Source organism: Enterococcus sp. C57 (assembly GCF_040887305.1).
GTDB classification, from domain to species: Bacteria; Bacillota; Bacilli; order Lactobacillales; family Enterococcaceae; genus Enterococcus_B; species Enterococcus_B hirae.
In genome coordinates this window covers 155,350-180,055 of the sequence record NZ_JBFOFP010000001.1, presented here as the reverse complement: position 1 = coordinate 180,055, position 24,706 = coordinate 155,350, and the positions used below count along the sequence as shown (strand labels likewise).

The 24,706-nt window shown below is 36.8% G+C and carries 23 protein-coding genes; 5 read left to right on the top strand and 18 right to left on the bottom strand.

Translation table 11 applies throughout. The features are described 5' to 3' along the window. Nucleotides 1-49 precede the first annotated feature (49 nt). Nucleotides 50-730, bottom strand: coding sequence for a uracil-DNA glycosylase (locus AB5M32_RS00760; RefSeq protein ID WP_010719867.1), 681 nt, complete (start codon nucleotides 728-730; stop codon nucleotides 50-52). A gap of 124 nt (nucleotides 731-854) precedes the next feature. Here AB5M32_RS00760 and AB5M32_RS00755 point away from each other — a divergent pair, with 124 nt between their 5' ends. Further along, nucleotides 855-1,724: a Cof-type HAD-IIB family hydrolase gene (locus AB5M32_RS00755; RefSeq protein ID WP_010719868.1), complete on the top strand. Its 870-nt coding sequence runs from the start codon at nucleotides 855-857 to the stop codon at nucleotides 1,722-1,724. Nucleotides 1,725-1,747: 23 nt separating this feature from the next. Continuing rightward, nucleotides 1,748-2,263, top strand: a complete 516-nt coding sequence (locus AB5M32_RS00750; protein WP_010719869.1) for an LURP-one-related/scramblase family protein — start codon at nucleotides 1,748-1,750, stop codon at nucleotides 2,261-2,263. Nucleotides 2,264-2,428: 165 nt separating this feature from the next. On the opposite strand, the gene AB5M32_RS00745 is transcribed toward AB5M32_RS00750, so the two are convergent. The 5 genes from AB5M32_RS00745 to AB5M32_RS00725 form a co-directional block, all read right to left on the bottom strand. Continuing rightward, a complete protein-coding gene (locus AB5M32_RS00745; RefSeq protein ID WP_368024231.1) occupies nucleotides 2,429-4,180 on the bottom strand; it encodes a collagen-binding domain-containing protein in 1,752 nt (583 codons plus the stop codon). 286 nt (nucleotides 4,181-4,466) lie between these two features. Continuing rightward, the gene (locus AB5M32_RS00740; protein ID WP_178286663.1) at nucleotides 4,467-5,030 is read right to left on the bottom strand and encodes a GNAT family N-acetyltransferase; all 564 of its coding nucleotides are present in this window, start codon (nucleotides 5,028-5,030) and stop codon (nucleotides 4,467-4,469) included. Between the two features lie 52 nt (nucleotides 5,031-5,082). Further along, the gene (locus tag AB5M32_RS00735; protein WP_010738307.1) at nucleotides 5,083-5,262 is read right to left on the bottom strand and encodes a hypothetical protein; all 180 of its coding nucleotides are present in this window, start codon (nucleotides 5,260-5,262) and stop codon (nucleotides 5,083-5,085) included. A gap of 77 nt (nucleotides 5,263-5,339) precedes the next feature. Then, nucleotides 5,340-5,858 (bottom strand): hypothetical protein, encoded by a 519-nt coding sequence (locus tag AB5M32_RS00730; RefSeq protein ID WP_178286665.1) that lies wholly within the window; start codon nucleotides 5,856-5,858, stop codon nucleotides 5,340-5,342. A gap of 92 nt (nucleotides 5,859-5,950) precedes the next feature. Continuing rightward, nucleotides 5,951-6,331 (bottom strand): VOC family protein, encoded by a 381-nt coding sequence (locus tag AB5M32_RS00725; RefSeq protein WP_010719876.1) that lies wholly within the window; start codon nucleotides 6,329-6,331, stop codon nucleotides 5,951-5,953. Between the two features lie 284 nt (nucleotides 6,332-6,615). Between AB5M32_RS00725 and pnuC the strand changes: the two genes are divergently transcribed. Then, the gene (gene pnuC / locus AB5M32_RS00720; RefSeq protein ID WP_010738309.1) at nucleotides 6,616-7,374 is read left to right on the top strand and encodes a nicotinamide riboside transporter PnuC; all 759 of its coding nucleotides are present in this window, start codon (nucleotides 6,616-6,618) and stop codon (nucleotides 7,372-7,374) included. A gap of 153 nt (nucleotides 7,375-7,527) precedes the next feature. Here pnuC and AB5M32_RS00715 read toward each other — a convergent pair whose 3' ends face one another. The 4 genes from AB5M32_RS00715 to AB5M32_RS00700 form a co-directional block, all read right to left on the bottom strand. After that, nucleotides 7,528-8,823 carry a hypothetical protein gene (locus AB5M32_RS00715; RefSeq protein ID WP_178286667.1) on the bottom strand — a complete coding sequence of 432 codons (1,296 nt, stop codon included), beginning with the start codon at nucleotides 8,821-8,823 and terminating at the stop codon, nucleotides 7,528-7,530. A gap of 90 nt (nucleotides 8,824-8,913) precedes the next feature. Beyond that, complete coding sequence (pcp, locus tag AB5M32_RS00710) at nucleotides 8,914-9,558, bottom strand: pyroglutamyl-peptidase I (RefSeq protein ID WP_010738311.1); 645 nt, start codon at nucleotides 9,556-9,558, stop codon at nucleotides 8,914-8,916. Between the two features lie 55 nt (nucleotides 9,559-9,613). Next, entirely contained in the window at nucleotides 9,614-10,558 is a 945-nt protein-coding gene (locus AB5M32_RS00705) for a DUF979 domain-containing protein (RefSeq protein ID WP_010719880.1), read from the bottom strand. Between the two features lies 1 nt (nucleotide 10,559). Then, nucleotides 10,560-11,246 (bottom strand): DUF969 domain-containing protein, encoded by a 687-nt coding sequence (locus AB5M32_RS00700; RefSeq protein WP_010719881.1) that lies wholly within the window; start codon nucleotides 11,244-11,246, stop codon nucleotides 10,560-10,562. 471 nt (nucleotides 11,247-11,717) lie between these two features. On the opposite strand from AB5M32_RS00700, the gene AB5M32_RS00695 reads away from it, so the two are divergent. Next, a complete protein-coding gene (locus tag AB5M32_RS00695) occupies nucleotides 11,718-12,038 on the top strand; it encodes a multidrug efflux SMR transporter (RefSeq protein WP_010719882.1) in 321 nt (106 codons plus the stop codon). Between the two features lie 162 nt (nucleotides 12,039-12,200). Here AB5M32_RS00695 and AB5M32_RS00690 read toward each other — a convergent pair whose 3' ends face one another. Next, a complete protein-coding gene (locus AB5M32_RS00690) occupies nucleotides 12,201-13,625 on the bottom strand; it encodes a basic amino acid/polyamine antiporter (protein ID WP_010738312.1) in 1,425 nt (474 codons plus the stop codon). A 208-nt stretch (nucleotides 13,626-13,833) separates the two neighbouring features. On the opposite strand from AB5M32_RS00690, the gene nrdI reads away from it, so the two are divergent. Next, entirely contained in the window at nucleotides 13,834-14,283 is a 450-nt protein-coding gene (nrdI, locus tag AB5M32_RS00685; RefSeq protein WP_010719884.1) for a class Ib ribonucleoside-diphosphate reductase assembly flavoprotein NrdI, read from the top strand. Nucleotides 14,284-14,970: 687 nt separating this feature from the next. On the opposite strand, the gene AB5M32_RS00680 is transcribed toward nrdI, so the two are convergent. The 7 genes from AB5M32_RS00680 to AB5M32_RS00650 all read right to left on the bottom strand — a co-directional run bounded on the left by AB5M32_RS00680 (nucleotide 14,971) and on the right by AB5M32_RS00650 (nucleotide 24,646). Further along, nucleotides 14,971-16,959, bottom strand: a complete 1,989-nt coding sequence (locus AB5M32_RS00680) for a glucose PTS transporter subunit IIA (RefSeq protein WP_053766156.1) — start codon at nucleotides 16,957-16,959, stop codon at nucleotides 14,971-14,973. A 13-nt stretch (nucleotides 16,960-16,972) separates the two neighbouring features. Next, on the bottom strand, nucleotides 16,973-17,869 hold the full coding sequence (murQ, locus tag AB5M32_RS00675; RefSeq protein WP_010738315.1) for an N-acetylmuramic acid 6-phosphate etherase: 897 nt from the start codon (nucleotides 17,867-17,869) through the stop codon (nucleotides 16,973-16,975). Further along, complete coding sequence (locus AB5M32_RS00670) at nucleotides 17,856-18,932, bottom strand: DUF871 domain-containing protein (RefSeq protein ID WP_178286669.1); 1,077 nt, start codon at nucleotides 18,930-18,932, stop codon at nucleotides 17,856-17,858. Before AB5M32_RS00670 ends, murQ begins: the two co-directional genes overlap by 14 nt. A 440-nt stretch (nucleotides 18,933-19,372) precedes the next feature. Further along, nucleotides 19,373-19,930 carry a histidine phosphatase family protein gene (locus AB5M32_RS00665; protein ID WP_010738316.1) on the bottom strand — a complete coding sequence of 186 codons (558 nt, stop codon included), beginning with the start codon at nucleotides 19,928-19,930 and terminating at the stop codon, nucleotides 19,373-19,375. An 86-nt stretch (nucleotides 19,931-20,016) separates the two neighbouring features. Then, the gene (locus tag AB5M32_RS00660; RefSeq protein WP_178286671.1) at nucleotides 20,017-21,513 is read right to left on the bottom strand and encodes an Lsa family ABC-F type ribosomal protection protein; all 1,497 of its coding nucleotides are present in this window, start codon (nucleotides 21,511-21,513) and stop codon (nucleotides 20,017-20,019) included. A gap of 349 nt (nucleotides 21,514-21,862) precedes the next feature. Further along, nucleotides 21,863-22,984, bottom strand: coding sequence for a glycerate kinase (locus AB5M32_RS00655; RefSeq protein WP_053766158.1), 1,122 nt, complete (start codon nucleotides 22,982-22,984; stop codon nucleotides 21,863-21,865). A 213-nt stretch (nucleotides 22,985-23,197) separates the two neighbouring features. After that, a complete protein-coding gene (locus AB5M32_RS00650; RefSeq protein ID WP_178286673.1) occupies nucleotides 23,198-24,646 on the bottom strand; it encodes a hypothetical protein in 1,449 nt (482 codons plus the stop codon). Nucleotides 24,647-24,706 lie beyond the last annotated feature (60 nt).

Sequence of the window (24,706 nt, the reverse complement as noted above, 5' to 3'; positions counted from 1 at the left end):
TCTTTCACATAACATACAATCTGACATATAACAGGAAAACGCTGTCTTACTACACTGTTTCAGGTAATTGCCAATCGATCGGTGTTTCCCCTAATGCCATCAGTGCATCATTGGTCTTAGAAAAAGGTTTAGAGCCTAGGAATCCTCGATGAGCTGATAATGGACTAGGATGAGCAGATGTTAAAATGATATGCCGACTTTTATCAATCATTTTCATTTTTTCTTGAGCTGGTTTCCCCCATAAAATAAAAACGATTGGTTTTTCTCGTTCGTTTAATTTTTCAATGATTTTATCCGTCAATATTTCCCAACCTTTGCCACGATGTGAGTAAGCTTGACCTTCTCGGACCGTTAGTACCGTATTTAATAGTAAAACGCCTTGCTTAGCCCAAGAAACTAAATTGCCATGTTTGACCGGCGAAATACCTAAATCACTTTGCAATTCTTTATAGATATTGTTTAATGATGGTGGAATTTTAACCCCTGGTTGCACAGAAAAAGATAAGCCATGTGCTTGATTGACACCATGGTAAGGGTCTTGACCTAAAATCACAACCTTTACTTTTTCGTAAGGAGTCAATTCCAACGCTTCATAAATATGATACATATCTGGATGAATTTTCTGAGTCGTATATTCTTTTTTTAAAAAGTTTCTTAACTTTTGGTAGTATTCTTTTTCAAACTCATCTGTTAAAATCGTTTGCCAACTGTTATGAATGATTTCTTTCAATCGTTCCACCTCCAACAATCAGGATAACTCACAAATTCTTTCTTAACAAGGGGCAATCTTCGCACGCAGTGTCATCTGGATATGGTAAACTAAGAAGAAGAGAAAGAAAGGAACGATGAGAGTTATGATCAAATTAATCGCATCAGATATGGACGGTACTTTATTAGATGCCCATATGAGTATATCACCCGAAAATGCCGAAGCGATCCGCTTTGCCAATGATGCAGGGATTGAATTTATGGTTGCGACTGGTCGCAATTATCAAGAAGCACGTGCGGCTTTAGATGAAGTTGGCATTGATTGTGCCATGATTACGCTAAATGGTGCGCAAGTTTTCGACAAAACAGGAAACTCCTTGTTCACTGTTCCAATACCGACTCTAAAAACTGCAACTGTCTTAGATATCCTTGATCAAAATGAGATTTATTATGAAGTATCGACCAATCGAGGGCTTTATTCTGAAAGCCAAGCCAAAAGAATTGAAAGCTTTGCCTCAATGATTGGTAGTCATCTCCCCCATTTAACATATAAAATGGCGATTGCGATGGCTTCAGCCAACCTTGAACTTTTGCATATCAATTATGTTGATAGTATTCGTGACTTGCTCCAAGACGAAACATTAGAGGTATTAAAAGTGATTTGTTTCCATACGGAAGGTCCGCGAGTATTGGGTCCAGTTGGAAAAGAAATCAGTGAACTGGGTGACTTAGCTGTTACTTCGTCTGGTCAAAACAATATCGAGGTCAATCACAAAAATGCCCAAAAAGGAATTGCTGTGGCTCATGTCGCACATGACCGAGGAATCGAATTAGACGATGTCATGGCGATTGGGGATAATTTTAATGACGTTAGTATGTTACAAGTGGCTGGTGTTAGTTTTGCGATGGGAAATGCTGAAATCGAAGTCAAAGATTACGCAAAATTTGTCACTGATACTAACCTGGAGTCTGGGGTCGGCAAGGCAATCTTACGGGCAATTTCCGAAAATCTATAATTTTCGAGAAAAGAGGGAGAAAGATGTCAGAATTTTTCATTCAAGAAAAGCATCTCAGTCGTGTCACGAGGACTGTTGTTAAAAATGAATCTGGTAAATCCATCTTCTTAATGGTTGGTCGTTGGGGAACAAAAGGAGATGCTTTGTCTCTTTATGCAATGAACGGAAATCTTGTGGCACATATTAAACAAACGAGTCTAACTTTCGGAACCCGTTTTGAACTTTATAAGGATTTTAAAAAAGTAGGAACGATGCAAAAAATCTTTAACTGGCCCGGGGATTTTTACTATGTACGTCGTCTTCATTGGACAGTTCAAGGAGATATCTATAACCATCAATATCAAATCCATCATTTTAATCAACGAATCATGAAAATGGATAAAGCAACGCTTTTTTCTGGAGATTATTATGTACTTGATATTCCAATGGAAGAAAATGCGCCTATCTGTATCTGTATCGCAGCTGTATTAGACTACTGGTTATACCGTAAAAACCATGACAAAGATACACCTCTTTCTTACCGATTAGACACAAATTAACTTGCTCCTTCTTATAATCAGAATAACTTCAAGAAAAAATAAGCCATCCTCTAGGAAACAAGACCCGCTAGTCAGAGCAAACGAACTTAGCAGATACGCTTCATGTAGGAAGGCTTATTTTTAGTTGGCTCAGTCAAACACTTGATGAGCCTTTATTTATTCTTCTTATTTATGCTTCTTTCTTCTCATAAATCCCACAATAACAACTAACACAATAATCATTCCACCAACAATTGCTAACCATTTATTGGAAGCACTATTTGTTTTTGGCAAAACTTGCGAATCTTGATCTTGAAAATCCATTGACCGCGATTCATCGGTTACGTTAGTTGTTTCATTTGTAGAACTGTTAAACTCATTTCTATCTAAATCAGTACCCTTCCCTTGTTGTGGGATGGTGCTATTCATTCCATTTGATTGATTAGTTTTATCATTATTATTAGGATACACCTGATTGGTATCCTCTCCGCTCATACTTGGATCAATATGAAATGGAGTTGGCGTGTCAGTATCACTATTACCATTTGTTGGGTTGCTACTGCTGTCACCACTTGTTGGGTTAGTACTGCTATCACTGCTTGTCGTATCTGTACTGCTATCACTGCTTGTCGTATCGGTATCACTGTCACCACTTGTTGGGTTAGTACTGCTATCACTGCTTGTTGTGTCCGTACTGCTGTCACTGCTTGTCGTATCGGTATCACTGTCACCACTTGTTGGGTTAGTGCTACTGTCACTGCTTGTCGTGTCCGTACTGCTGTCACTGCTTGTCGTATCCGTACTGCTGTCACTGCTTGTCGTATCGGTATCACTGTCACTGCTTGTCGTGTCCGTACTGCTGTCACTGCTTGTCGTATCCGTACTACTATCACTGCTTGTCGTATCTGTACTGCTATCGCTTGATCCAGAATTATCTGAATTATCAGCAAGGAAAATTTCGTTAGGGTCCCAACGATTGGTTGCTGCATTTAGCGTAACATTTTTTCCGATGATTGTTCCATCCATATTTTGATTGGCTGTGACATCTGCTCGTGGCGCAATAATGGTACCTTGAAAAGGTGCATTTATCGCCAAGTTCGTTACATTACTTGGGAAATTCCATGAAATATTTGCGTCAGAAAAATCTTCCGTTTCATGATTTGCTCGATTATTGTAATGAATTTGTGACTGGATCGTGAAATCAGCTGGTGCATTGATGACATTCATAACCAAAATTTTATTTTCAGAATTTACAATATTCAGTGGTGTATTCAATGATAACACTGAAGCATCCACATTGATGATTACAACATCTGAACTTCCCATTCCTGTTACATCAATCGTTCGATTATTCATATCAGGAAAATCACTTGAAAGATAGGTTTTAGCAGGAGTAATCGACATCAAACTTTCCGAAGCTCCTTCTAATTTTGCAAATTCCGTGTCAAAATCAATATAAGTATTCCCAGGTCGATCTTGATAAAGTTCTGAAGCAGATAAATGGTCGATCCTTGAGCCATTTACCACTGCCTGATCATTTTCGATCCCTGTACTAATTGAAGAACCTACAACAAATTTATTTACTCGGTTACTATCTCCCGAAGTAAAGGATGAGCCAATCAAAGAATCAGTTGCTTGAACATAGTTGATTTCTAGTTGGAGGTCACCCGTGATGATATCTGTCCCAAAATTATTGTTTGCATCTAGCTCTTTTGTTGCAACATTACCATTTGTATGCGCGTTTATCGTCGTTTTTTCTTTTGCGAATATATGGAATTGAGAAGCAATCCCTAATATTCCATAATCACCAGTTAAATCATCATAGATGCTACCAGAATCTTGAGGCGTATAAGTTTCCGCTATTGCAGGTAGAGCAACAAAGAGATTTAAAAATAATAGCATAACACCAAATATATTCCCAATTTTACTTCTTAACATTTCAACGGTCCTTTCCTGTCTCCAAGCCCAGTGACGAGCGATAGAGCATATTTTAATACTTAAAAAAAGACCCGTCATTACAGAATAATTGAAAATAAATGAAAAATATTTTCATAAAAAAGAGATTATAACAACTATCATTTAATATATACAACTGACATTTATGAAAACAAAACAAAAAAAGAGTGAAAAACCTTGTTTTCACTCAACATTTTATCAAATAATAGTTACAACAATTTAAATGTCTTTATTAAAAAATAATAAGTTTGGTTTGATTAAGAAACCATTAAATTTCCTTTTGCATGTGATCATAGAGATGATCACTGATTATCCTTTTGCCTACTACTTTAAATCCGTGACGTTCATACAATCTTTTGGCGTTAGGATTTTGTTCATCTACACTTAAACCAATAACATTTCGCCCAGTTTTTTTAGCTAATTTAGGTAAAGCTTCAAGTAAGTGTGAACCTATTCCTTGTCCTCTAAAAGCTTCCGAAACGGAAATGGAATCCAAATACCATTCTTTAGGAAATGTTTCTTGATCTACAAATAATTGTTCCTTATCTGTAATTCCATGTTTTTCTAAAATTACTTCTAAGGGTTTATCGATAAATGGCTCTTCTTCATCTGTGTAGCCAAATGCTACACCAGCTATCTTGCCATCAATTTCTTCAACAATTCCTCTTGTATAACTGTAACGATAATCGGGATCCATAATGGCTTCTTCTAAGATTTCAATTGTTTTTTCTTTCCCATACTTTTGTAAAAAAGGTAATTCCATATCATTTAAAATAACTAAAATAAGCGGAGCAATCTCTCGAGCATCCTCTTTTTTTGCAAAACGAATCATTTCATTCTCTCCTTTTTTTCATTCTATCACTGAAAAATAAAGATCAAAAGAGTTATTTTAAATAATCCTCGATTTTTTGGGTAACAAAATAACCATGTGAAACGATGCGAGCAGCTTCTGTCCGGCAATAAGGACAAACGATCGGCATTTCTTTATCAACATGTTCAACTACATTGTTGACTTCTTCATAAGTAAACTTTTTCCCACAATTTGGGCATTTCATCTTTTCCATAGCAATGACTTCCTTTCTTTTTTACACATTTAGCTTACTCTTATATTGTAAAAAAGAAAAATGATAGCTATTGATTTTTAGGCACGAATCAACAAAACAGATTCTTCATTATCCTCTGCTAATTTGATCTCATAGTATAATTTGTCGCTTTTCATTAGCAAAACCCAACTTCTTACTTTAGCATTGCGCTTTCCACTTTGTTTAACAGCTTCTTTCATTGCCTTTTGAGGAGATTTGCTTGAGTAGATCTTTTTGATGTCAAAGAATGGTTGGTTTTCGGTTAATTTACTCGAACGAACAGCTGGCTTTCCGGTTGTAGGATTGACAACAAGCGTTTGTTCAGAATCTACGAAAAGATATTGAAAGGTATTGTTTGTTTGTTGTTGGACATCCTCTTTTGGTACAAACTGAACCATCTGAACTTTTGTTTTATTTGTTTCTTTTTTAAAGATTCCCACTGCTTTTTTCAGTGAGATTTGATATTCTTGTTCACTAATATCATCATAACGAAACGTAGCAGTCAATAATCCTAACGAAGCCGTTAGCCCAATAAGTATGAGAATAGCTGACCCAAATAAAATTTTTTTCATCTTCATCAGTGTCTCCCTTTTCCTTTTTTTACTAGCATACCAAGATTTTTTATTAAAAAAAATCGAATGACAGAAAGAAAAAGTGACAATTTTGTTACTTATTCATGTAATTCTAACGGCAAGCCATCTGGATCAAAGAAAAAAGTCATTTTTTTCCCAGTAAATGTATCGATTCGAATTGGCTCAGTTTCGATCCCTTTTAAACGAAGCTCTTCAATGACAGATTCAATCTGTTCCACTTTAAAAGCCAGATGTCTTAATCCACATGCTTCTGGATAACTTGGACGTTTAGGCGCATTAGCTACCCCGAATATTTCTAATTCAGCTGTTCCAAGCTTTAAATCTAATTTATAATCTTCTCTTTCCGCACGATAATTTTCACGGATTACTTCAAAGCCTAACTTATCAACGTAAAATTCCCGTGATTTTTGATAGTCAGATACAATAATTGCGACATGATGGATAGCAGATAAATTCATTTTTTACTCCTTTAATCTTTTATTCTTTTTCATATTTTAACATTTTCTTTGGTCAAAAGTTTTTTATAAAGAAAAAAATGGAAAGTTCACCTACGTCGGTTGACTTCCCATTCTTTCATCAATTCAATGTAAAGTTTTCATGTTTCCAGAAAACAAAGCAAAAAGTATCATAACACATATTATTTTAAATTGAAAGACTAGAAATATTTTTTGAAAGTAATACAATAGGTTGTGTCAACAAATCGAACACATACTATATTTAGTGTTTAAAGGAGCTTTTATCAATGATAAATTATTTTCGCTTTTTAGCACACCAACTCAAAGGTTGGCCTCAACAAAATTACTATCTTTTCTTTTTTAGTCTTGGGTGTCAGATTATGACCCTTGTGAATAGCCCTATTACTTGGTTAGCGGTGATCACTTTTATCGGTACTACACTTGGTGTCTTGTGTATCTTATCAATCAATGCAGCGAAATCTGTTAATGGTATTTTAGGAATTTTATCAGCTATTTGTTTCATCATCGTTGGTTTTTCTGCTAAAAATTACTTGAGTATCGGCGAACAAATCGCCTATATGATCACCTTAGATATCCCTGTTTTATTAAGTAAAGAATGGAATCATAACATGGCAGCAAAAATCCGTAAGTTCAATGGAAAAACATGGTTAGTCGCAATTTTTGCTACGATCCTGGTTTATGCTATTTCAGGTTTCTTGATTGGGCGCTTAACAGACGATCCACGTCCTTGGATCGATGCTATTGCCTTTTCAATCAGTTTGACAGCTGGTGTGATCAGTTTCTTGCGTTACAATAACCAATATTATTGGTGGTTGGCTTCAGGATTAGCACAGATGGTTCTGTGGTACATCTCATTTAGACATGGTTCAGCTAGTTTAGCTATGTTTGTCAATAGTTCCGTTTACCTATTGAATGATGTCTTGGCTTTCACAGTTTCTCCTTGGTATAACCAAAAAGAACGTGAACGAATGCTAAAAATGGAAAAAGAATATGATCAAGAGCATGAAAAGAGTGTGCTGATTTAAGACCGTGCCATGATCATTTTGATCTGAATATAATCGACAGTCTTCTGGTAAAGCATGTTTCGATGTTCCCTTTTTCTTGGTACTTATCTAAATAAGCTAGCTGCCGCCAACAATTGATTGGTGGTAGCTAGCTTATTTTTACCCTATCGACTTTCACAATAGTCTTTTTAATAATTGCTTAGTTTTTGAATTTTCTGTTTGCAAAACTTTTTCTAATTGTTGGAAATATTGTAACGCATGTTGTTGTTCTTTCGATAAGGAATAGTCATTTTCATTTAGTTCTGTTAAAATGGTCCTCACTTTTTTCGTTTTCAACTCAACAGCAATTTTATCCCATACTTCCTCGGTGACTACCTTTTTCTGTGACACATTTTCGTTGGCTATCACTGTTTGCTTCATTTCTTTTTCTTTTCGTAAGACCTTCAAGAAACCATTTCTCATGACTCTAGGAATACTATCAAAGAAGCCTTCTGTGAAACCATAACGACAATATTGCTGCCAGATGAAAAGATACACCTCGGATTGGATAAATCGCTGCTTGCGTGCATATTCGGTCATTTTACTCTGTTGTTCTGGAGTTTGTTGGCGTCCAGTTGCTCTTAATTGCTGGATGAATGTTTCAAAGAAGGTCAATGATAGTTGTTCACCCCCGTCAACAGCGATCAACGTCCAATCTTTTTGCAAAAAAGTTCGGTAATTCGTTAAAAAAGTCTCGACATCTTTCACTAATTCTTCTGAAAAATCTTCAAATAGTTCTTTCTTCCCACGAATTTTTTTAGGGGTTCCCTCTAATTGCGTTGCAATGCGTGAGATCTCTTGTTTCAGCGCTTGATAATCAGCAAGATAAATTGGCATATCTGCTTCACGAAAATCCACAACCCTGGCAACTAGTTTTTGATCAGGCAAATAGGGATTTTTTAATTTTCGATTTTGGTAGAGCATAAAACAATATTCTTGCCATAAATCTTCTGGAAACGCCACGTTTTGCTGTTTCAGCCACAATAATTCGTCTAGTGCTAAATCGACTTTAGTCATCCCTTGATTGATAGATGTTGCGATTTTCGGGCTTACGTGTAAATGTTCAGCAAAGTGATTGATCCCTAAAGAAAGGCTCTTACCGGTCTTTGGTGAATGAACGATATATTGCACTTTTAATTCACGACCGCATTCGCAATATAATTTTTGTTGTCGCCGTTTGGTACGAAAAAAAGGATTGATTTTAAAATCGGAAAAGACCCAATCAGTCGCTGCTAAATAATTTTCTTCTATAAATTGGGAATTGATCAAGTAGCGTCGATGTTGATCAACTAATTGACGTTGTTTCGTCGTCAACTTTTCATAGATTTCCCAACGCTGATTACTTGTATACTGTTTTGATATCTTAATTGGATAGACTTGATTGATTTCTTTGGGATACCATTCTTTAAATACCTTTTGCCAGTCGTTCATTACTTATGTTTCCTTTCAAAAAAAGAATCGACTGATCTGATTCGACCAGTCGACACAATGATTTGTTTTTCACTACATTATTTGTAAAAATTAGTGAGTTGTTCCTGCATTGCCAGCAATGTCATGATCATTTGTTACGGCTGCTTCTACTGCATAAGTCAAAGAAGCGGCAATATCATCTAATGACATTGATGGTGTGCCTACTGGACGATCAATCACTTGATCAGGTGAAAATGGCACATGGATAAATCCGCCACGAATCGTCGGGAATTTTGTCTCAATCAAGTGAAGCAAACGATACATGATGTCGTTGCAAACAAAGGTACCAGCTGTATACGAAATGTAAGCAGGTAATCCATGTTCATGGACATTTTTTGTCATTGCTTTAATCGGTAAAGAAGTGAAATAAGCAGCTGGTCCATCTGGTTCTAACGCTGTATCAAAAGGTTGGTTTCCTTCGTTGTCAGCAATTCTAGCTTCTGCTAAATTGATTGCTACTCGTTCGAACGAAACAGCTGAACGTCCACCAGCTTGTCCAACACAGATGACGATTTCCGGTTGATGTTCTTCGATTGCTTTTTCCACAACTTGGCTGCTTTTAGCAAAAACCGTTGGGACTTCCACTTTGATAATTTGTGCTCCAGCAATTTCATCAGGCATTTTTTTCACTGCTTCATAAGCAGGATTCACTTTATCTCCACCAAATGGATCAAAACCAGTTACTAGTACTTTCATTTTACATTCCTCCATTATTCTCAATATAAACTAACTATTATTATAGAGTTTTTTCTTATTTAAATAAAATCATATAAACGATTTGGAACACTAACATGAAGATCGCTACGAATAATTGGTTCTTGATCACGCCGTATTTGTCTTTCATCTCTAACATTGCCACAGGCACGACATTGAAGTTTGCAGCCATCGGTGTTAACAAGGTTCCACAGAACCCACAGGTCAGAGCAACCATTCCCACTAGTGCTGGATTTGCGCCGTGACTGAATACAAACGGTGCACCGATCCCTACAGTCATTACCGTAATCGCCGCAAAGGCGTTCCCCATGATCACCGTGAAGATAACCATACCCAATGCATAGATAATAATACCGACATTCACATTACCTTCGGGAACGATTTGCCCGACTGCATTAGAAATAACTGTCCCTACTCCTGCACTTGTAAAAACCGCTCCTAATGATGCCAAGAGCATTGGTAACATACTTAAAGGTCCTACTGTTCCTAGCATATCTGCAGCATCATCTAAGAAAGTAGTTGGTCGATTGTCTCGTGAGAAGAACATCATGATCACCATTGCGGCAAAAACACCGACACCAACACCAACTAATGCGCCAAGCTTAGTAAAGAGTGCGAACAAGATTGCAAAGATCCCAATACTCAATGCCGGAATAAAGATTTTCATTCCTAATTTATCAGACATTTTTTCCATGTATTGTTTAGAAGGTAAGCGACTTTCTCCTTTACTGACTTTCTTGGCAATCGCTGGAACTGTCATGGCAAAAATCAAAAGACCGTTGACGATCGCAGGTAACCATCTTCCACCAGCAATTACGATTCCTAATACTGTCCAGAAAAAAGCAGAACCGTATCGATGAGGATTCGTTTTATCGTTAATATTTCTGATTCCTGTATAAATCAGAACTAACCCCATGATGATATATAATATTTCTAATAATTTATCCCCTAATAAAATTTCAGGATCTGTAAAAAAGCTCATATTATTGCCCCTTTCCTGAATAATATTTTTTCGCTAATTTTTTCTCTCTTAAGTAGAAATAAATACTTGCAACAATCAGTGCAACGACAGCAACTGGTACTTCAACCAAAGCAAGTTGTCCTAGTGTCACTTCATAACCCAGACCTTTTAAAGTCGATTGAACTAACAACGCACCTGCTCCACCAACGAATAATACTTGACCAAAGAACCAACAAATATTTTCCATCGCAGAAGACATGCCTTTTAGTTCTTCCTCATGTTGTGGATCAATTTCCAGGCCTTTTGATTCGACTGTTCCTAAAGCCATTGGCATGATGATTGGGCGAACAAAACCGGCAACTCCACCAAAGCTGACATTGAACGCTGCAAAGATCATACGGAAGACCCCATAGATATCAATGATCATCCCAGCTGAAACTTTCTTAAAGCGCTTAATAAGCGAAGCTGCTGATTCTTTCAAACCATTACGTTCCAGTGTACCTGTTGCCAACATAATAATGATAAAAATAGCCATTCCTCGATTATTGACAAAACTTGTTCCTAAAGTTTCTAACATTCCTTCAATTCCTAAACCGCCTGTCAATGCGGTGACGATCAGTGCGACCATTACGATCAAAATTGAATCTAATTTTAGTGCAAAACCGATAATGACGATCAAGACACCTAAAAGACTAAGATAGTTCTCCATTTGACTTCCTCCTTAAAATTACAAGATATTTTTTTATTATAAATCAAAAAGCCATGAAAATATAGATAAAATCCAATTATCTCATTGTATTTTTTAAAAATTCAGTCAATTCAATAAAAAAATTAGAAAAATCACTTACGATTGAAACAACTCGTTTACAGTTCAAATTTTTTGAGATCTTATTTTTGTTAACTAACAAATGAACAAAAAACAAACAAAAACGTGCTTCATTATCTAAAATAACACTTTAGCGTAAGTGTTTTCCTTCAAAAAACGACTTCTAAATCGAATAGCCGATTCAAATTGGTTCACGTTTTAGCTTATCACTACCCTTATTTTTTATTCTGTGTTATCCTTTCAATTAACAAAATAATGACACAACTATCGCCGGGTAGTATTAAGAGGATAAGCATTCCATTAGGTCTTTGGAGGAATGCTACTCCTCTTTTTTGTGTAAATGGAGTGATTAATATGGCATGGTTTGAATTAATCTTAGCGGGAATCTTGGAAGTTTTTTGGTCTACGATGATGAAATGGAGTGATGGTTTTTCTAAATTGAATTATTCTTTCTACACAGTCATTGGCATGATCGCCAGCTTTTATCTCTTATCAAAGGCGATCAAACAGTTACCAATGAGTTTATCCTATCCTATTTGGACCGGAATTGGTGCCGTTGGTTCAGTGATCATTGGTGTCGTCTTGTTTCATGATAAACTGACATTAGCCACTTGGTTTTTCGTTGGCTTATTATTGATTAGTCTGGTCGGAATCAAAATAACCAGTGGACATTGATCCTACATTATCAGGAATGGTTGATCAGACCAAAACAATAGTAGGTGCATGAACACATCAAAAAAAGCCAGATAACCGGTTTTGCTAACGATTCTTTTATTAGAATCATGAATTACCGTTTATTTGGCTTTTTTAATGACTTAATTTAACATATTTGTGTATTTAAACATGTAAAACGCCTGTAGCAAATAGAATCATTGCTGTTAGTCCGATCATTGTGACACCGACTAATAAAAATTTATCTAAGTGAAGATGAGGGATTGGCTCATTTTGTTCTTTCCGGGCTCTTAAATAAAAGAAGATCCCAGGTAAGAAGAGTACTAACACTAACATCACTTCATTGAAAGCAACCACGAGCATTGCCCAGACTTGAAATGCACTGGCTAAAAAGCCGATAAAGAATTGCCCCCATTCTTTTCTTTGATAAGATAGTTTCATCTGATAAAGACCTAAGAATAACCAAGTAAAGAATATCGCTGCTGTCCCAAGTGTGTAAGCAAAATTATACGCACTATCCGTGAACAATAAAGAAAGTAAGAAAACATTAGTACAAATCGTCGTTAAGACAATAGCATATGTTGGCGCACCTTTTTTATTGACTTGACCCCAGCGTTTCGGTAATAAGTTAGCATCTGCCATATTCCTCATGGTTTCAATCGGTAAAATCGTCCAAGATAACCAGACACCGACAAGCGAAATGATCAAACCACCGTTGATCAAGATTGCTCCCCATTTTCCTACCATCATTTCAAACACATAGCCCATCGCTGGCTGTGTTTGGATTCCTTGCAATTCTTTCATTGACATTGTCCCATAAGGTAACATCGAAACTAAAACATAAATGATGATTAAACCAAAAATACCAAGGATCGTTGCTTTCCCTACATCTGATTTTTTCTTTGCACGAGAACCAACCACAGAAGCTCCTTCGATCCCAACAAACACCCATAACATCACCATGATACAGCTCAATATCTGACTAGAAAATGGCACGGGCTGGCCATTCGCACTCAATATGATATCACTAGAAAAATTATCGATAAATTGTTGCAGTGAAAAGGTACTGATTGCTACAACAATAAATAAAAATAGTGGGACAAGTTTACAGATCGTTACAATAGCGTTCACATAACTTGCATTTTCGACCCCACGATTGACTAGCCAAGCATATCCCCATAAAAACAAAGTGCTCATAACGATCGAAGCGATATTCTGACCTCCGTCGAATACTGGGAAAAAGTAACCTAAAGCACTCATTAGCAACGTAGCAAAGGCTACGTTCCCCAACCAACAAGTAAGCCAATAACCCCAACCACTGATAAATCCAGCAAAACGTCCGAAACCAGCTTCTGCATAGCTGAAAATACCACCTTCCAGCTCTGGACGTTTTTTATTGATATTATTGATTGATAACGAGAGCATCAACATAGCTGTTCCAACTAGTACCCAACTAAAAATAGCTGGGGCACCAGCCGATCCGGAGATGTCCGTCATAATACCAAATACGCCACCTCCTATCGCTGACCCAATCACTAAGGCCGCTAGTGGAAACAACCCTATTCCTTTGTTCTGTTGCTCTGTATCCATTTTAAGCATCCTCCAAAATAAACCGCTTTTACCAAAAGTATAACAAATCTTCACCTGTTTTACTTTATTCATAAAAATTCTAATAGAAATATAATTGTAACTATTTTTTTCTAATTATACAAGAATCTTGCATATTCATTTAGGGAAAACCTTTTCCAAAAATTGATAAAAAAATGCTATACTGGAGACAAGAATTGGAGGAAATGTAATGAACATTCTATATATATCGATCTCTGGAAACACACGAGCTTTCGCTAAAAAACTTGCTGAATATGCTGCGAACCAACATGAGTTAAATCCTCAATTACCAGAAATCACGCTAAAAGAAATTCATGAAAATAGTGACTTTCAACAAGAGAGTGAACCTTTCTTCACTTTTGTACCCACTTACTTAGATGGAGGAAATGGGTTAGATAACGGTGATACAGAAATTTTAACAGAAACCATGCGTGAATATCTGGAATACGAAGACAATCATACGCTTTGTCTGGGTGTCGTAGGGAGTGGAAACAAAAATTTTAATAATCAATATTGCTTAACAGCTAAACAATACGCCAGCCAATTTGGCTTCCCTTTCCTCGCCGACTATGAATTACGGGGAACCCCAGCAGATGTTGAGCGAGTATATCAAAAGTTAGTCGAAACAGCTAACCAATAATTTCTAAAAAATTCGATCAAAACAGAGAACAGAGAGGAAACTTAGTTGGTAAGTTTCCTCTCTATTTTTCTTTTTTAGGCTTTATACTCATTCAGTAATCCAAAAGTTGGAAAGCTACAGACCCCAATTTTTTAAAAACATTAATAGGAAACCTTAATGTTCTGTTTAATAAATCGGATCAACATGCTCAACGTTATGATATGAAACTGACATCAAAGCAAAAAAGATTCAACTATCAAATAAAGTTTTATAAAAACAATAATGTTGTACAAGAGATTCAGATTTCAAAAGTAAATAAGGTAACTATAGACAAAGAGGAATTCATGATTGGAAAAGAGAAAGAAAACGAACTAGATAGTTTGAAAAATCATTTATTACTTGTTGCTAAATAGATAGGCGATGTTGGGACAATCATCTACCAAAAATGAAATAAGCCTGATTTTACTTTTAGTACATACCATCAAAATCGGGCTTATTTTACTATTCTAGCCACTTTGTCTTCGTGTATTTCTTCTAATTTCTCCAATTGAACTTTTAGCTTGGTTCACCAGTGATTTATCGTCTTAAATGAATCAAACTGTTTCTCTTACAATTATTTTTCCCTCTTATTAATCATAGAAAAGAGCCTGAGACCGCACTTGGTCCCAGGCTCGAATTTTCTCTATTCTTTATCTGCTTTTACTTCGTTCAATTTTTTGTAGCTTCAACAGTCATGACCTTCGCTTTGGCTTTTGTCTCACCTGTTTTTTCTAAAACGAAATTTTTTACTTTCTCCATATTGGTAATTAAAACCATCATCGAAGTTTCTTTACCGGCAGCTTTGATTGCTGCTAAATCGACTTGAGCAACAAGTGTATCGGGTGTCACCAGCTGACCTTCTGTTACCTTCACCTCAAATGGTGCACCACCAAGGTCAACTGTATTGATCCCCATATGGAGTAACACTTCTAATCCGTTAGCGGTTGTGATGCCAATCGCGTGTTTAGTGGGGAACACTGAACTGATCGTTCCACTTACTGGTGAATAGATCTGACCATTGATTGGCTCAACAAAGTAACCTTCTCCCATCATTTTTTGAGCAAATACGGGATCACTTGCCTTTTCAAGTGATTCAACTACTCCATCAGCTACAGCAGCTAATGAAATTTCACTTGTGCTGACTGCTCCTGTATTTTCCGTCATTGGTGTCATTTCAGTTGTTGTTTCTTCAGCTAATTCTTCTTTCTCCAATTGCTCTTTAGGAATACCAAAGAAGAATGTTGCTAGGAAACCACCTGCGTAAGCAGCGAGTAACCCTAAGACATACCCTAACCATTTTCCATCTGAAATCAATGGGATCAAAGCAGCACCAGAAGGCCCGATCGCAATAGCACCTACATTTCCAATCATCCCAACAACAGCACCACCAATACCACCACCGATACAAGCGGTAATGAACGGACGTCCTAACGGCAGTGTCACACCGTAGATTAATGGTTCACCGATTCCTAAGATTCCTACGGGTAACGCACCTTTGATCATTTCAGTCAATTCTTTATCTTTTTTACAACGAACCCACAATGCTAATGCTGCTCCGACTTGTCCGGCACCAGCCATCGCTAAAATAGGTAATAATAGTGTTTTTCCTGTTTCATCAATCATTTGGACATGGATCGGTGTTAAGATTTGATGCAATCCGAACATAACCATCGGTAAGAATAGTGTCCCCAAGACAAATCCTGAAAAGGCACCACCTACACCTAATACCCAGTTGATTCCGCCAACCATTCCATCTGAGATGAAACCAGCGAGTGGCATGATGAAGAAAATTTCGACTAAGCCAATAGCAATCAATGATAATGTAGGGGTAACAATAATATCAATGGAATCTGGTACAACTTTATGCAATTTCTTTTCAACGATTGCTAATAACCAGACAGCAAAAATAACTCCTAAAATCCCACCTTGACCTGCAGCTAATGCTTCACCAGTGAATAAGTTTTTAAGTGGCGCTTCTGGATTCATGCCTGTTAATAAGACTACCGCACCGATAACACCACCAAGAGTTGGTGTTGCACCAAAAACTTGAGCTGCATTGATCCCTGTATAAATCACTAAGAAACTGAACATACCATTTTTTAGAATGTTCATGATATCAATGTATTGTTGCCAAGTTGCTGCATCTAATGTACCCGCTGTCACTAAGTTTGCTAGTACCGCAGCAATCCCTGCCACGATCCCAGTACCGACAAATGCTGGAATCATAGGGACGAAAATGTTCGAAATATCTTTCAAGATTGATTTGATTTTTGATGGTTTTTGTTTATTTTTTTGAGCAGCTTTCATCGCTTGCGCTCTCTCATTTACCAAATCTTTTCCTGAGGCTGACGACTTATCAGAAGCTCTATTTCCTGAAGAAATCTGTTCTCCTAATTTTACACCTGCTTGATCTACCATCGTTTGTGCTACTTTGTTCACTTTACCAGGACCGATGATCACTTGCAGTTGTTCGTCCTCAACAACGCCTAATACACCAGGTATCGCTTTCAATTTTGCAACATCGACAAGCTCATCATTAATGATCTTCATTCGAACACGGGTCATGCAGTGGACAATGCTTTCGACATTGCCCATTCCGCCTACACCAGCATAGATCCGCGTTGCTAATTCTTCTAAAGTCAATTCATTTTTAGCCATTGGTTCTTCCCCCTCATAAGGTTCCTTTTACAAAGCCGTTTGCTTCAACTAATTTTTCTTCTGCTGTCGCTTTATCACTATTGGTTAAAATCATCACGATCGCTAATTTCACATTTTTATCTGCTTCATTAAAATACTTCTCAGCGGTTTGATAGTCAACCTCTGTTGCTTGCATAATGATTCGTTTTGAACGCTCAATCAATTTTTCGTTGGTCGGTTTCACATCGACCATCAAGTTATTGAATACTTTGCCAATCCCGATCATACTAATTGTTGAGATCATATTCAAAATCAATTTTTGTGCTGTACCAGATTTTAGGCGAGTTGAACCGGTTAGAAACTCAGGTCCTGCATCAACTTCGATCGGATAATCGGCATGTTGACTGATTTCAGCATTTTTATTACAAGAAATTGTAGCAGTAGTCGCACCGATTGTACGAGCATAATCTAAACCGCCAATCACATACGGTGTACGACCACTTGCGGCAATCCCGATGACCATATCATTTTCAGTTAATCCTAAGTTTACTAAATCTTCTTTCCCTAACTCTAAAGAGTCTTCTGCTCCTTCAACCGCAACTGTCATGGCTGCTTCACCACCAGCAATCAAGCCAATGACCATCTCAGGTTCTACACCAAATGTTGGTACACACTCTGCAGCATCTAGCACACCTAAACGACCACTTGTACCGGCACCCATGTAGATCAATCGACCACCTTGTTGGAAAGATTTAATCGTCTGTTGGATCACTGGTTCGATGCTAGCCAATTCTTTTGAAACGGCTTCGGCTACTTTATGATCTTCTTGGTTCATTAGCTGAACTGCTTGGGTAACACTCATTTCATCAAGTCCAAATGTTTGTTGATTTCGTCGCTCTGTTGTTAGATTTTCTAAATTAATTTGCTTCATTTGTTTTTCCTTCTCTTCTAATTATTTTAAAATTTACCCCTGCACGGATTTGCTCAAGTAGCGGTAACTCGGCTTCGCTTATTTGAGCGACTCGATTCACTTTTTCATCTGCTGGTAAATCCTTTTTAGTAATTTGAATCTCCCCCATGTAACGAAGATATCGTTCATTATCTAAAGTAATCGTTCCTTTTGCTCGTTCTTTCGTATCACGAGGAGGAATTTGAGGGATGTTTCTAAACCGTGCATCCGCACTGCGGATAACATCTCTTGCCTCATCTTGCCGATTCATATGGTTTCCTAAAATATACTCGTAAAACTGGGCATCAATTACTTCAGCATGTAGTAAAATTGTTTGTTCTCTTTGATACATGGCAAATTGTTCTTGAACTTCTTCTGAAAGTCCGCCATCACCGATATAAATCAAATCTGTATCGCATGACATCAAATCTAGCGCAGCAGCTAAAGGATGGACATGTCGATGACTTTCTAAAGTAGGTAAACCTTGATATAACGGACCACGTAAGGCTTCGTCCCCTGCCACAAAACCTTGGATTGTAAAGCCTTGTTCTTTTAGCCAATGATTTTTTTCTTGATACCATTTCCGATCTAATCCAGTTTCGGGACGCGGATAGTAATTATGCCATGCTTCAAGTTGAGAAAAATCTGCATTAGCGACTTGTAATTCTGTGACATCTTGTGGAGTGATCGTGCTGGCGTTTAAACTGATTTTGATTTGATGGCTCCAATTCGCAATTTGTTCATTTGAAAGATGATAATCCATTCGTAACCCAGTAACGCCAATCTTTTTTAATGGCTCTAAATCTGCCATCGAAAACCCAGCATATTTTAAAGCATCTCCAGAAATATCTACCATTAGATCCAATTGATTTTCTTTGGCACATTCGCCTAGTTCTGTTAACCGTTTTTTATATAAACTAGCATCATCTTCAGGAATATGCATAGAAGTAAATATCCCATCAAACCCATTCTTTGCCATCTTTTGGATATAAGCTTTTTTTTCTATCGTTAAAGCTTCATTCATAAAGATCGAAAAACCAAACATCTGTCTCCCCCTCACGCGATGTATCCGTATTCATTTCTATGAACAGAGTATACCTCTTGTGAAATAAAATTTCAACATTTTTATAAAAATAAATTAATTTTATTTCTAAAAGCGTTTTCGTTGATTGATAATGATAGGCGATTTCAAAGATTAATGGCTAATTATATAACTAAAGAAAGAACGACACACCGACTAAAAAGTGTTTCATGCGCTGAATGACAGAAAAAAAATACGCATCAATCATTGGTTCATTCTGACCTCTATTTGATTTTATACAACTCATCAGTCCTTATTGACAAAAAGCCACGTAAATAAACGGAAGAATGACAAAAATAGCAAAAACTATTTTTGGATTCTTCCGCTTATCGGTTTCAGAAATCAACTATTTTTTTGATTCATGATACGAATGTTTGACTCCGCTGCTACCCGCCAAAAATGAGTTAAGACTTTATAGTGTTCAGCTCATGTTTACTAGGAAAAGTAACTAATTCCGTATTTTCAACAAAAAAATCAAAGAATGTCTCATTTGGCATAGGATGGAAATAAGCGTTCATGATACGAATCAACGCATTATGACAAACTAATAGGTAGACATTCTCTTCATCAGCAAGACATTCTTCGATCAATGGAACAACTCGAGCATAAACATCTAACACTGATTCACCATTTGGAAAACGCACCGCAAATTCTTGTCGTGCTTCTTGAAAGATTGTTTCATGACTTGGCATCCCGTCGTATTCCCCAAAATCCATTTCGATTAACCGTTCATCTACTTCCATTGGCAAGTGAAGTTTATCGGCAACAGCTTGCGCTGTATCTTTTGCACGTTGTAAAGGGGAATGGATAATCTTCGTGACTGGGATTTGTAATTCTGAAACTTTTTCAGCTAATTTCTCCGCTTGTTTTTGCCCTTTTTCTGTTAACGGGGCATCCGCTCTCCCGCAGACCCGTTCTGCTGCATTCCAAGTTGTCTCGCCATGTCTAGTTACATATAACATTATTCAACGCTCCTTTGTTTGTTCTGGCTCGATTGTAACATAACCAATGAGCAAAACAAGTTTCACTACTTATTGATGACAATGAGTTATTTGAGTGAAATGAGTCGATCAGCTATTTTATTTAAGAAGACTTGGTCATGATCCACAACCAACATTGCAGGTTTAAACGATAAAATCAGTTGCTCCAACTGGACTTGATTGAAGACATCTAAATAGTTCAACGGTTCATCCCAAATATATAATTCCGCTTCTTGAGAAAGCGACTTGGCTAGTTCAACTTTTTTGCGTTGCCCCATACTCATCTGTTCAATTCGGTTATGAAAGACTTCTCTTTCCATCCCTAACTTGCGGAGATTATTTAAAAATGTTTGATAATCAACTTTTTGCTTTTCTGCAAATTCACTGAGCGTACCGCGATTATCTTCATAATTCTGACGCACGTAACTGATCGTTAGTTGATTAGGCTTATGGATCGTACCTGCAGTTATTCCATCAAAATCGTCTAAAAGATAATGGATGATCGTAGATTTCCCTATACCGTTTGCCCCTGTCAACGCCACACATTCGTTTTGGTCAATCGTAAAATTAACGGGCGAAAAAAGCAGCTGTTGATACCCCAGTTGTAAATTCTCCACAGTCAGCAATCGTTTATGATGTGTTTTTTTGACATTCATTGTCAAAGGCTCTACATATTCGATATCCTTCAATAATTTTTCTTTTTCCCCGATTTGCGTTTCCATCCGATTCACGATTGCTTTCGAGCGTTTCATCGTTCGAGCGGCATCCGCACCAATTGCACCACGATTCACTCTACGATTTTCAGTATCGATAAACCCAACGCTTTTTTTCGTCTTATCTCCCTCACGAGAGCGGGACCACTCTGCTTTTTCTGCTGCAGTTTTCTTCAAGCGCGTGACTTCTTTTTTGATTTTTTCATTTTGGGCAATCTCAAACTCATTTTTTAACTGCTTTTGCTCTTCATATACTGAAAAGTTCCCCTGATACAGTTCTAATTGGCTTTTTTCAATTACTAATACATGATCGACCACTTCATCGATAAATCCGCGATCATGGCTGATCACGATAAATCCTTGATTTTTTTTCTGCAAGTAATTAGCTACTTGTTTTCTTCCGACTAAATCCAAATGATTTGTCGGCTCATCGATCAAAGGAAAATGCTGATCATCAACAAAAAGCAGTGCTAAGAGTACTTTTGTTTTTTCACCACCAGACAGTGTGTGAAATGGTCGCCACAAAATCTCTGGGTCAGTTTCCATTAATTGTAGTTCTCTTTCGATTTCCCAAAGTTCGACATCAGCTATCTCATTCAACGCATCATAAGTAAATTGTGCTTCTTCTCCAATTTCTTGAGGGAAATAGTTAAATTCTTGCTGATGGATAATCTGTCCTTGATAAGGTAGTTTATCTTGTAAAATGTTCAATAATGTCGTTTTTCCACGTCCATTCCGACCGATCAATCCTAATTTCCAAGTGGTATCAAAATTCAACGTCGCTTGATCAAATAAGGGTAGCACTTGATTGTCATAACCAAAAGTTAAATTTTTAATTTCTATCTTCGACATTTATATCCTCCTATAAAAAAGACCAGTCCTATTTTCAGAACTGGTCGCCAAAGAAGGGATACAAAAAGAGACCCCACCAATGAAAACTCGCCAATTCTGAAAATCTGCCTGCTATTTTTTATTGAGTAAGTGTTTTTAACATTAAATTCTGCGTGAGCAAGCTTCAACGGGCAATCGTTAGACCGTTTCTCTTCACTCAAACATCGTGATTAATGTAATTTATGCACTTTTCTCATTAATAAAATAGCCTTAATGCAGCTTTCAATCATTGACTTAGTTTTTCAATGGCAAGATCCCTCACTTCGTTTTATTTGTCATTAGGTTAACATAATTATTTTTAAACTGTCAACTAAGATAAATCATCTTCCACTAATCGGCTGAGATTATGTGTCATAATCGCTACTTTTTCGAGGGTTTCTTGACGATCTAAGGCTTTTTTCAATTCAATCGGTCCTAGCTGGATACTAAAAACACTTGGCAGAAATTCATCTAATCGTCCAAGATTTTTTTCGCGACTGCCACATAACGCAATAACTTTTTTCCCATGTTTCTTTGCCAGTTTAGCTACACCATATGGTACTTTCCCATTGATCGTCTGCTGATCGATTCGTCCCTCACCTGTGATCACGAGATCTGCTTGTTTGATGGCTTCTTCTAAACCAATCAGTTGAGCAACAAGTGAAAAACCAGAAACCATTTTACCACCGACAAGCAATAACGCTCCACCGATGCCACCAGCAGCCCCACTTCCAGAAACAGCATTTAAATCAATATTAGTCGTTTGTTTTATCTGTTCGGTTAAATTCGTTGCCTGTTTGTCAAGAAATGCTAAAGTTGTTTTTGTACCACCTTTTTGCTTACCGTAAATTTGAGCTGCTCCTTGTGGGCCACTGTAAAAACTTGTCACATCAGCAGCAACTAGCAATTGAACCTTTTTGAATTTTTCACGGCTTTTGCCCCACTCGATTCGTTTCGTCGTCAGCAGTGGATTTCCCTCTGTAGCCCCAACTAACTTGGCTCCTAGCGACTGCAACAGACCTAAGCCACCATCTGAACAGCCACTCCCACCTAATGTGACAATCACCTGATCAACCTCTTGTGTCAAAGCATCTTTCAAAAGTTCTCCCAAGCCAAAGCTAGAAGCTGATCGAATCGTTTGATCAGTTGGCTCCTTTAATAAATCAAGACCGATTACTTCAGTTGATTCAATCACTGCCAGGCGTTTTCCCGCATAAACCGTGAGTAAATATCTGCAACTTACTTTTCGAAAAAGCAGATCTACCCCTTCGATGACGCGCCATTGACCACCTAAAGCATGATAGATCGCCTCTGCTGTTCCTTCTCCTCCATCAGCAATCGGGCGATTGATTTTTTCTCCTTTTTTTGAAAACCAGCCATTCAAAGCTGCTTGATTTAATTCAAACGATGAGGCACTTCCTTTAAATGAATCAATGGCTGCTAAGATCGTCATTGTCGTTCCTCCTCTGTATGTTGCTCTCATTACTAGTAAGACATGTTTCTCTTTTTTTGACAACCAATACAAGTTGAAAATTTGCAAAAAACAATACTCGGATGGAACTTAGAAACCATTGATGTTGTTTTCTAAAAACAGAAAAGTGACGTTCAAGAATTCACTTCCTTCTTGAACGCCCACTTTCGATTATTGCTATTTGATTCTTGCTGTTTATAAGTGCTTTTTATTTGAAACAACCGACCATGTGGTATTAAGATGCTCATATTTCCTGTTCAAAGAAATTGGTATCACCCTCGTGTTTTCAGTGTCAAATCCACATTGATATACAGTATAATCACAATACACGATTCTGTGCGTAAAATACAAGCATTCATCTGGTAATTCTTCTAACGAATGATAAATCATTGGATTCAGTTCAGTATATTCATTCATTTCGGACATGAGTAGTTCACGATAAAAAATTTGCTTTACAACACTAGGAGCCACAATGAAAATTTCAGTAGGTTGTTCTTCTTTTTCGTCTGTAATCAATGTCATACTTTTGACAAATTTTCTGATCAAGTTGTGATTCCATCTTACTTTTGGATAGTATGTTTCCTTCCAATCATTGAGAATAACTATGATATCCTCATACAGTTTTTTTTCTGCAGTAGTTAATAAATAGATTTGATCAGGGAGAAATACTTGACCATCTGCCCAGATCGTACGAATAAACTGTAAAAATGATTTTTTTAAAATAAAATCATTTTTACAATTTTTGTCAATTCTAGTTACAATTTTTTCGATTAGCTCATGGAGACAAGGCGTGTTTTCAATGAAACTGGTATAAACAACTTCAAAATCTTTTTTCAATAATTCCATATTTTCGTTCGTATAATTTCGTGTGTTAAATAACGAAAAAATATAATACACGTCTTCTTCTTGTATATCTAAATGTTCTTTTTGTTCAGCTACCCCTTGGCTAACAATATGAAATAAAGGCTTTTTTTCAGCTGACTTTTTATCTTCTTCATCAAAATAAAGAGGATATTCTTTACGTCCAATCGCTATTTCAATTCCTCGAACAATCAAAAATCTATCTTCCTCAGAATATCTTCGTTTGAAAAAATGTGTTTCGACAAAATCAATCAATTGGTGACAAGCATCTATTACTTGATGATTTTTATTTTCATACCCTTCCCAATTAATGTATCTCACTAAGGAAAGTAAAAGATTTCGCACGTCAAATTCAGGAATGATAATTTGTTTATTTCTTAAATAGGAATTAGCTTTAAAGAAATCTAAGACTGTCTTTTTGATCGTATAAACTTTACTTAAAGAGATAAACTCAAGATCTGATAATTCCGTACTAGTGAATTGCCCTCTAAAATAATAACTTAAAAATTTTAAAAAATACGATTGTCCATATAAAAACTGTGTTAACTCTGATAATATAATACCATGTTTAAATATGACTCTATAGATATGCTTTTCTCGCTTAATGTCTTCGATACAATATTCTAAACATTCGGTGATACTTTCAAGATCGTGTAACACAGTAGGCATTGTCACACCTAACATTTTGGCAATATATTCGATATCTATTTCTTGAAATTCAAATAATTGCTCACAAAGATAGACTTTTCTCGAAATATTCCGCTCAATGTAATTTTCCAACATGCCTTTTTCGCTCCTCTAATTTATATATATACTTATTTAAACATATTACTTAAAACCCAT

What these genes read in the sequence shown, in the direction of transcription:
- AB5M32_RS00755 (WP_010719868.1), top strand. Translation starts at nt 855, where the DNA reads ATGATCAAATTAATCGCATCAGATATGGACGGTACTTTATTAGATGCC.
- AB5M32_RS00750 (WP_010719869.1), top strand. Translation starts at nt 1,748, where the DNA reads ATGTCAGAATTTTTCATTCAAGAAAAGCATCTCAGTCGTGTCACGAGG.
- AB5M32_RS00745 (WP_368024231.1), bottom strand. Translation starts at nt 4,180, where the DNA reads ATGTTAAGAAGTAAAATTGGGAATATATTTGGTGTTATGCTATTATTT.
- AB5M32_RS00740 (WP_178286663.1), bottom strand. Translation starts at nt 5,030, where the DNA reads ATGATTCGTTTTGCAAAAAAAGAGGATGCTCGAGAGATTGCTCCGCTT.
- AB5M32_RS00735 (WP_010738307.1), bottom strand. Translation starts at nt 5,262, where the DNA reads ATGGAAAAGATGAAATGCCCAAATTGTGGGAAAAAGTTTACTTATGAA.
- AB5M32_RS00730 (WP_178286665.1), bottom strand. Translation starts at nt 5,858, where the DNA reads ATGAAGATGAAAAAAATTTTATTTGGGTCAGCTATTCTCATACTTATT.
- AB5M32_RS00725 (WP_010719876.1), bottom strand. Translation starts at nt 6,331, where the DNA reads ATGAATTTATCTGCTATCCATCATGTCGCAATTATTGTATCTGACTAT.
- pnuC (WP_010738309.1), top strand. Translation starts at nt 6,616, where the DNA reads ATGATAAATTATTTTCGCTTTTTAGCACACCAACTCAAAGGTTGGCCT.
- AB5M32_RS00715 (WP_178286667.1), bottom strand. Translation starts at nt 8,823, where the DNA reads ATGAACGACTGGCAAAAGGTATTTAAAGAATGGTATCCCAAAGAAATC.
- pcp (WP_010738311.1), bottom strand. Translation starts at nt 9,558, where the DNA reads ATGAAAGTACTAGTAACTGGTTTTGATCCATTTGGTGGAGATAAAGTG.
- AB5M32_RS00705 (WP_010719880.1), bottom strand. Translation starts at nt 10,558, where the DNA reads ATGAGCTTTTTTACAGATCCTGAAATTTTATTAGGGGATAAATTATTA.
- AB5M32_RS00700 (WP_010719881.1), bottom strand. Translation starts at nt 11,246, where the DNA reads ATGGAGAACTATCTTAGTCTTTTAGGTGTCTTGATCGTCATTATCGGT.
- AB5M32_RS00695 (WP_010719882.1), top strand. Translation starts at nt 11,718, where the DNA reads ATGGCATGGTTTGAATTAATCTTAGCGGGAATCTTGGAAGTTTTTTGG.
- AB5M32_RS00690 (WP_010738312.1), bottom strand. Translation starts at nt 13,625, where the DNA reads ATGGATACAGAGCAACAGAACAAAGGAATAGGGTTGTTTCCACTAGCG.
- nrdI (WP_010719884.1), top strand. Translation starts at nt 13,834, where the DNA reads ATGAACATTCTATATATATCGATCTCTGGAAACACACGAGCTTTCGCT.
- AB5M32_RS00680 (WP_053766156.1), bottom strand. Translation starts at nt 16,959, where the DNA reads ATGGCTAAAAATGAATTGACTTTAGAAGAATTAGCAACGCGGATCTAT.
- murQ (WP_010738315.1), bottom strand. Translation starts at nt 17,869, where the DNA reads ATGAAGCAAATTAATTTAGAAAATCTAACAACAGAGCGACGAAATCAA.
- AB5M32_RS00670 (WP_178286669.1), bottom strand. Translation starts at nt 18,932, where the DNA reads ATGTTTGGTTTTTCGATCTTTATGAATGAAGCTTTAACGATAGAAAAA.
- AB5M32_RS00665 (WP_010738316.1), bottom strand. Translation starts at nt 19,930, where the DNA reads ATGTTATATGTAACTAGACATGGCGAGACAACTTGGAATGCAGCAGAA.
- AB5M32_RS00660 (WP_178286671.1), bottom strand. Translation starts at nt 21,513, where the DNA reads ATGTCGAAGATAGAAATTAAAAATTTAACTTTTGGTTATGACAATCAA.
- AB5M32_RS00655 (WP_053766158.1), bottom strand. Translation starts at nt 22,984, where the DNA reads ATGACGATCTTAGCAGCCATTGATTCATTTAAAGGAAGTGCCTCATCG.
- AB5M32_RS00650 (WP_178286673.1), bottom strand. Translation starts at nt 24,646, where the DNA reads ATGTTGGAAAATTACATTGAGCGGAATATTTCGAGAAAAGTCTATCTT.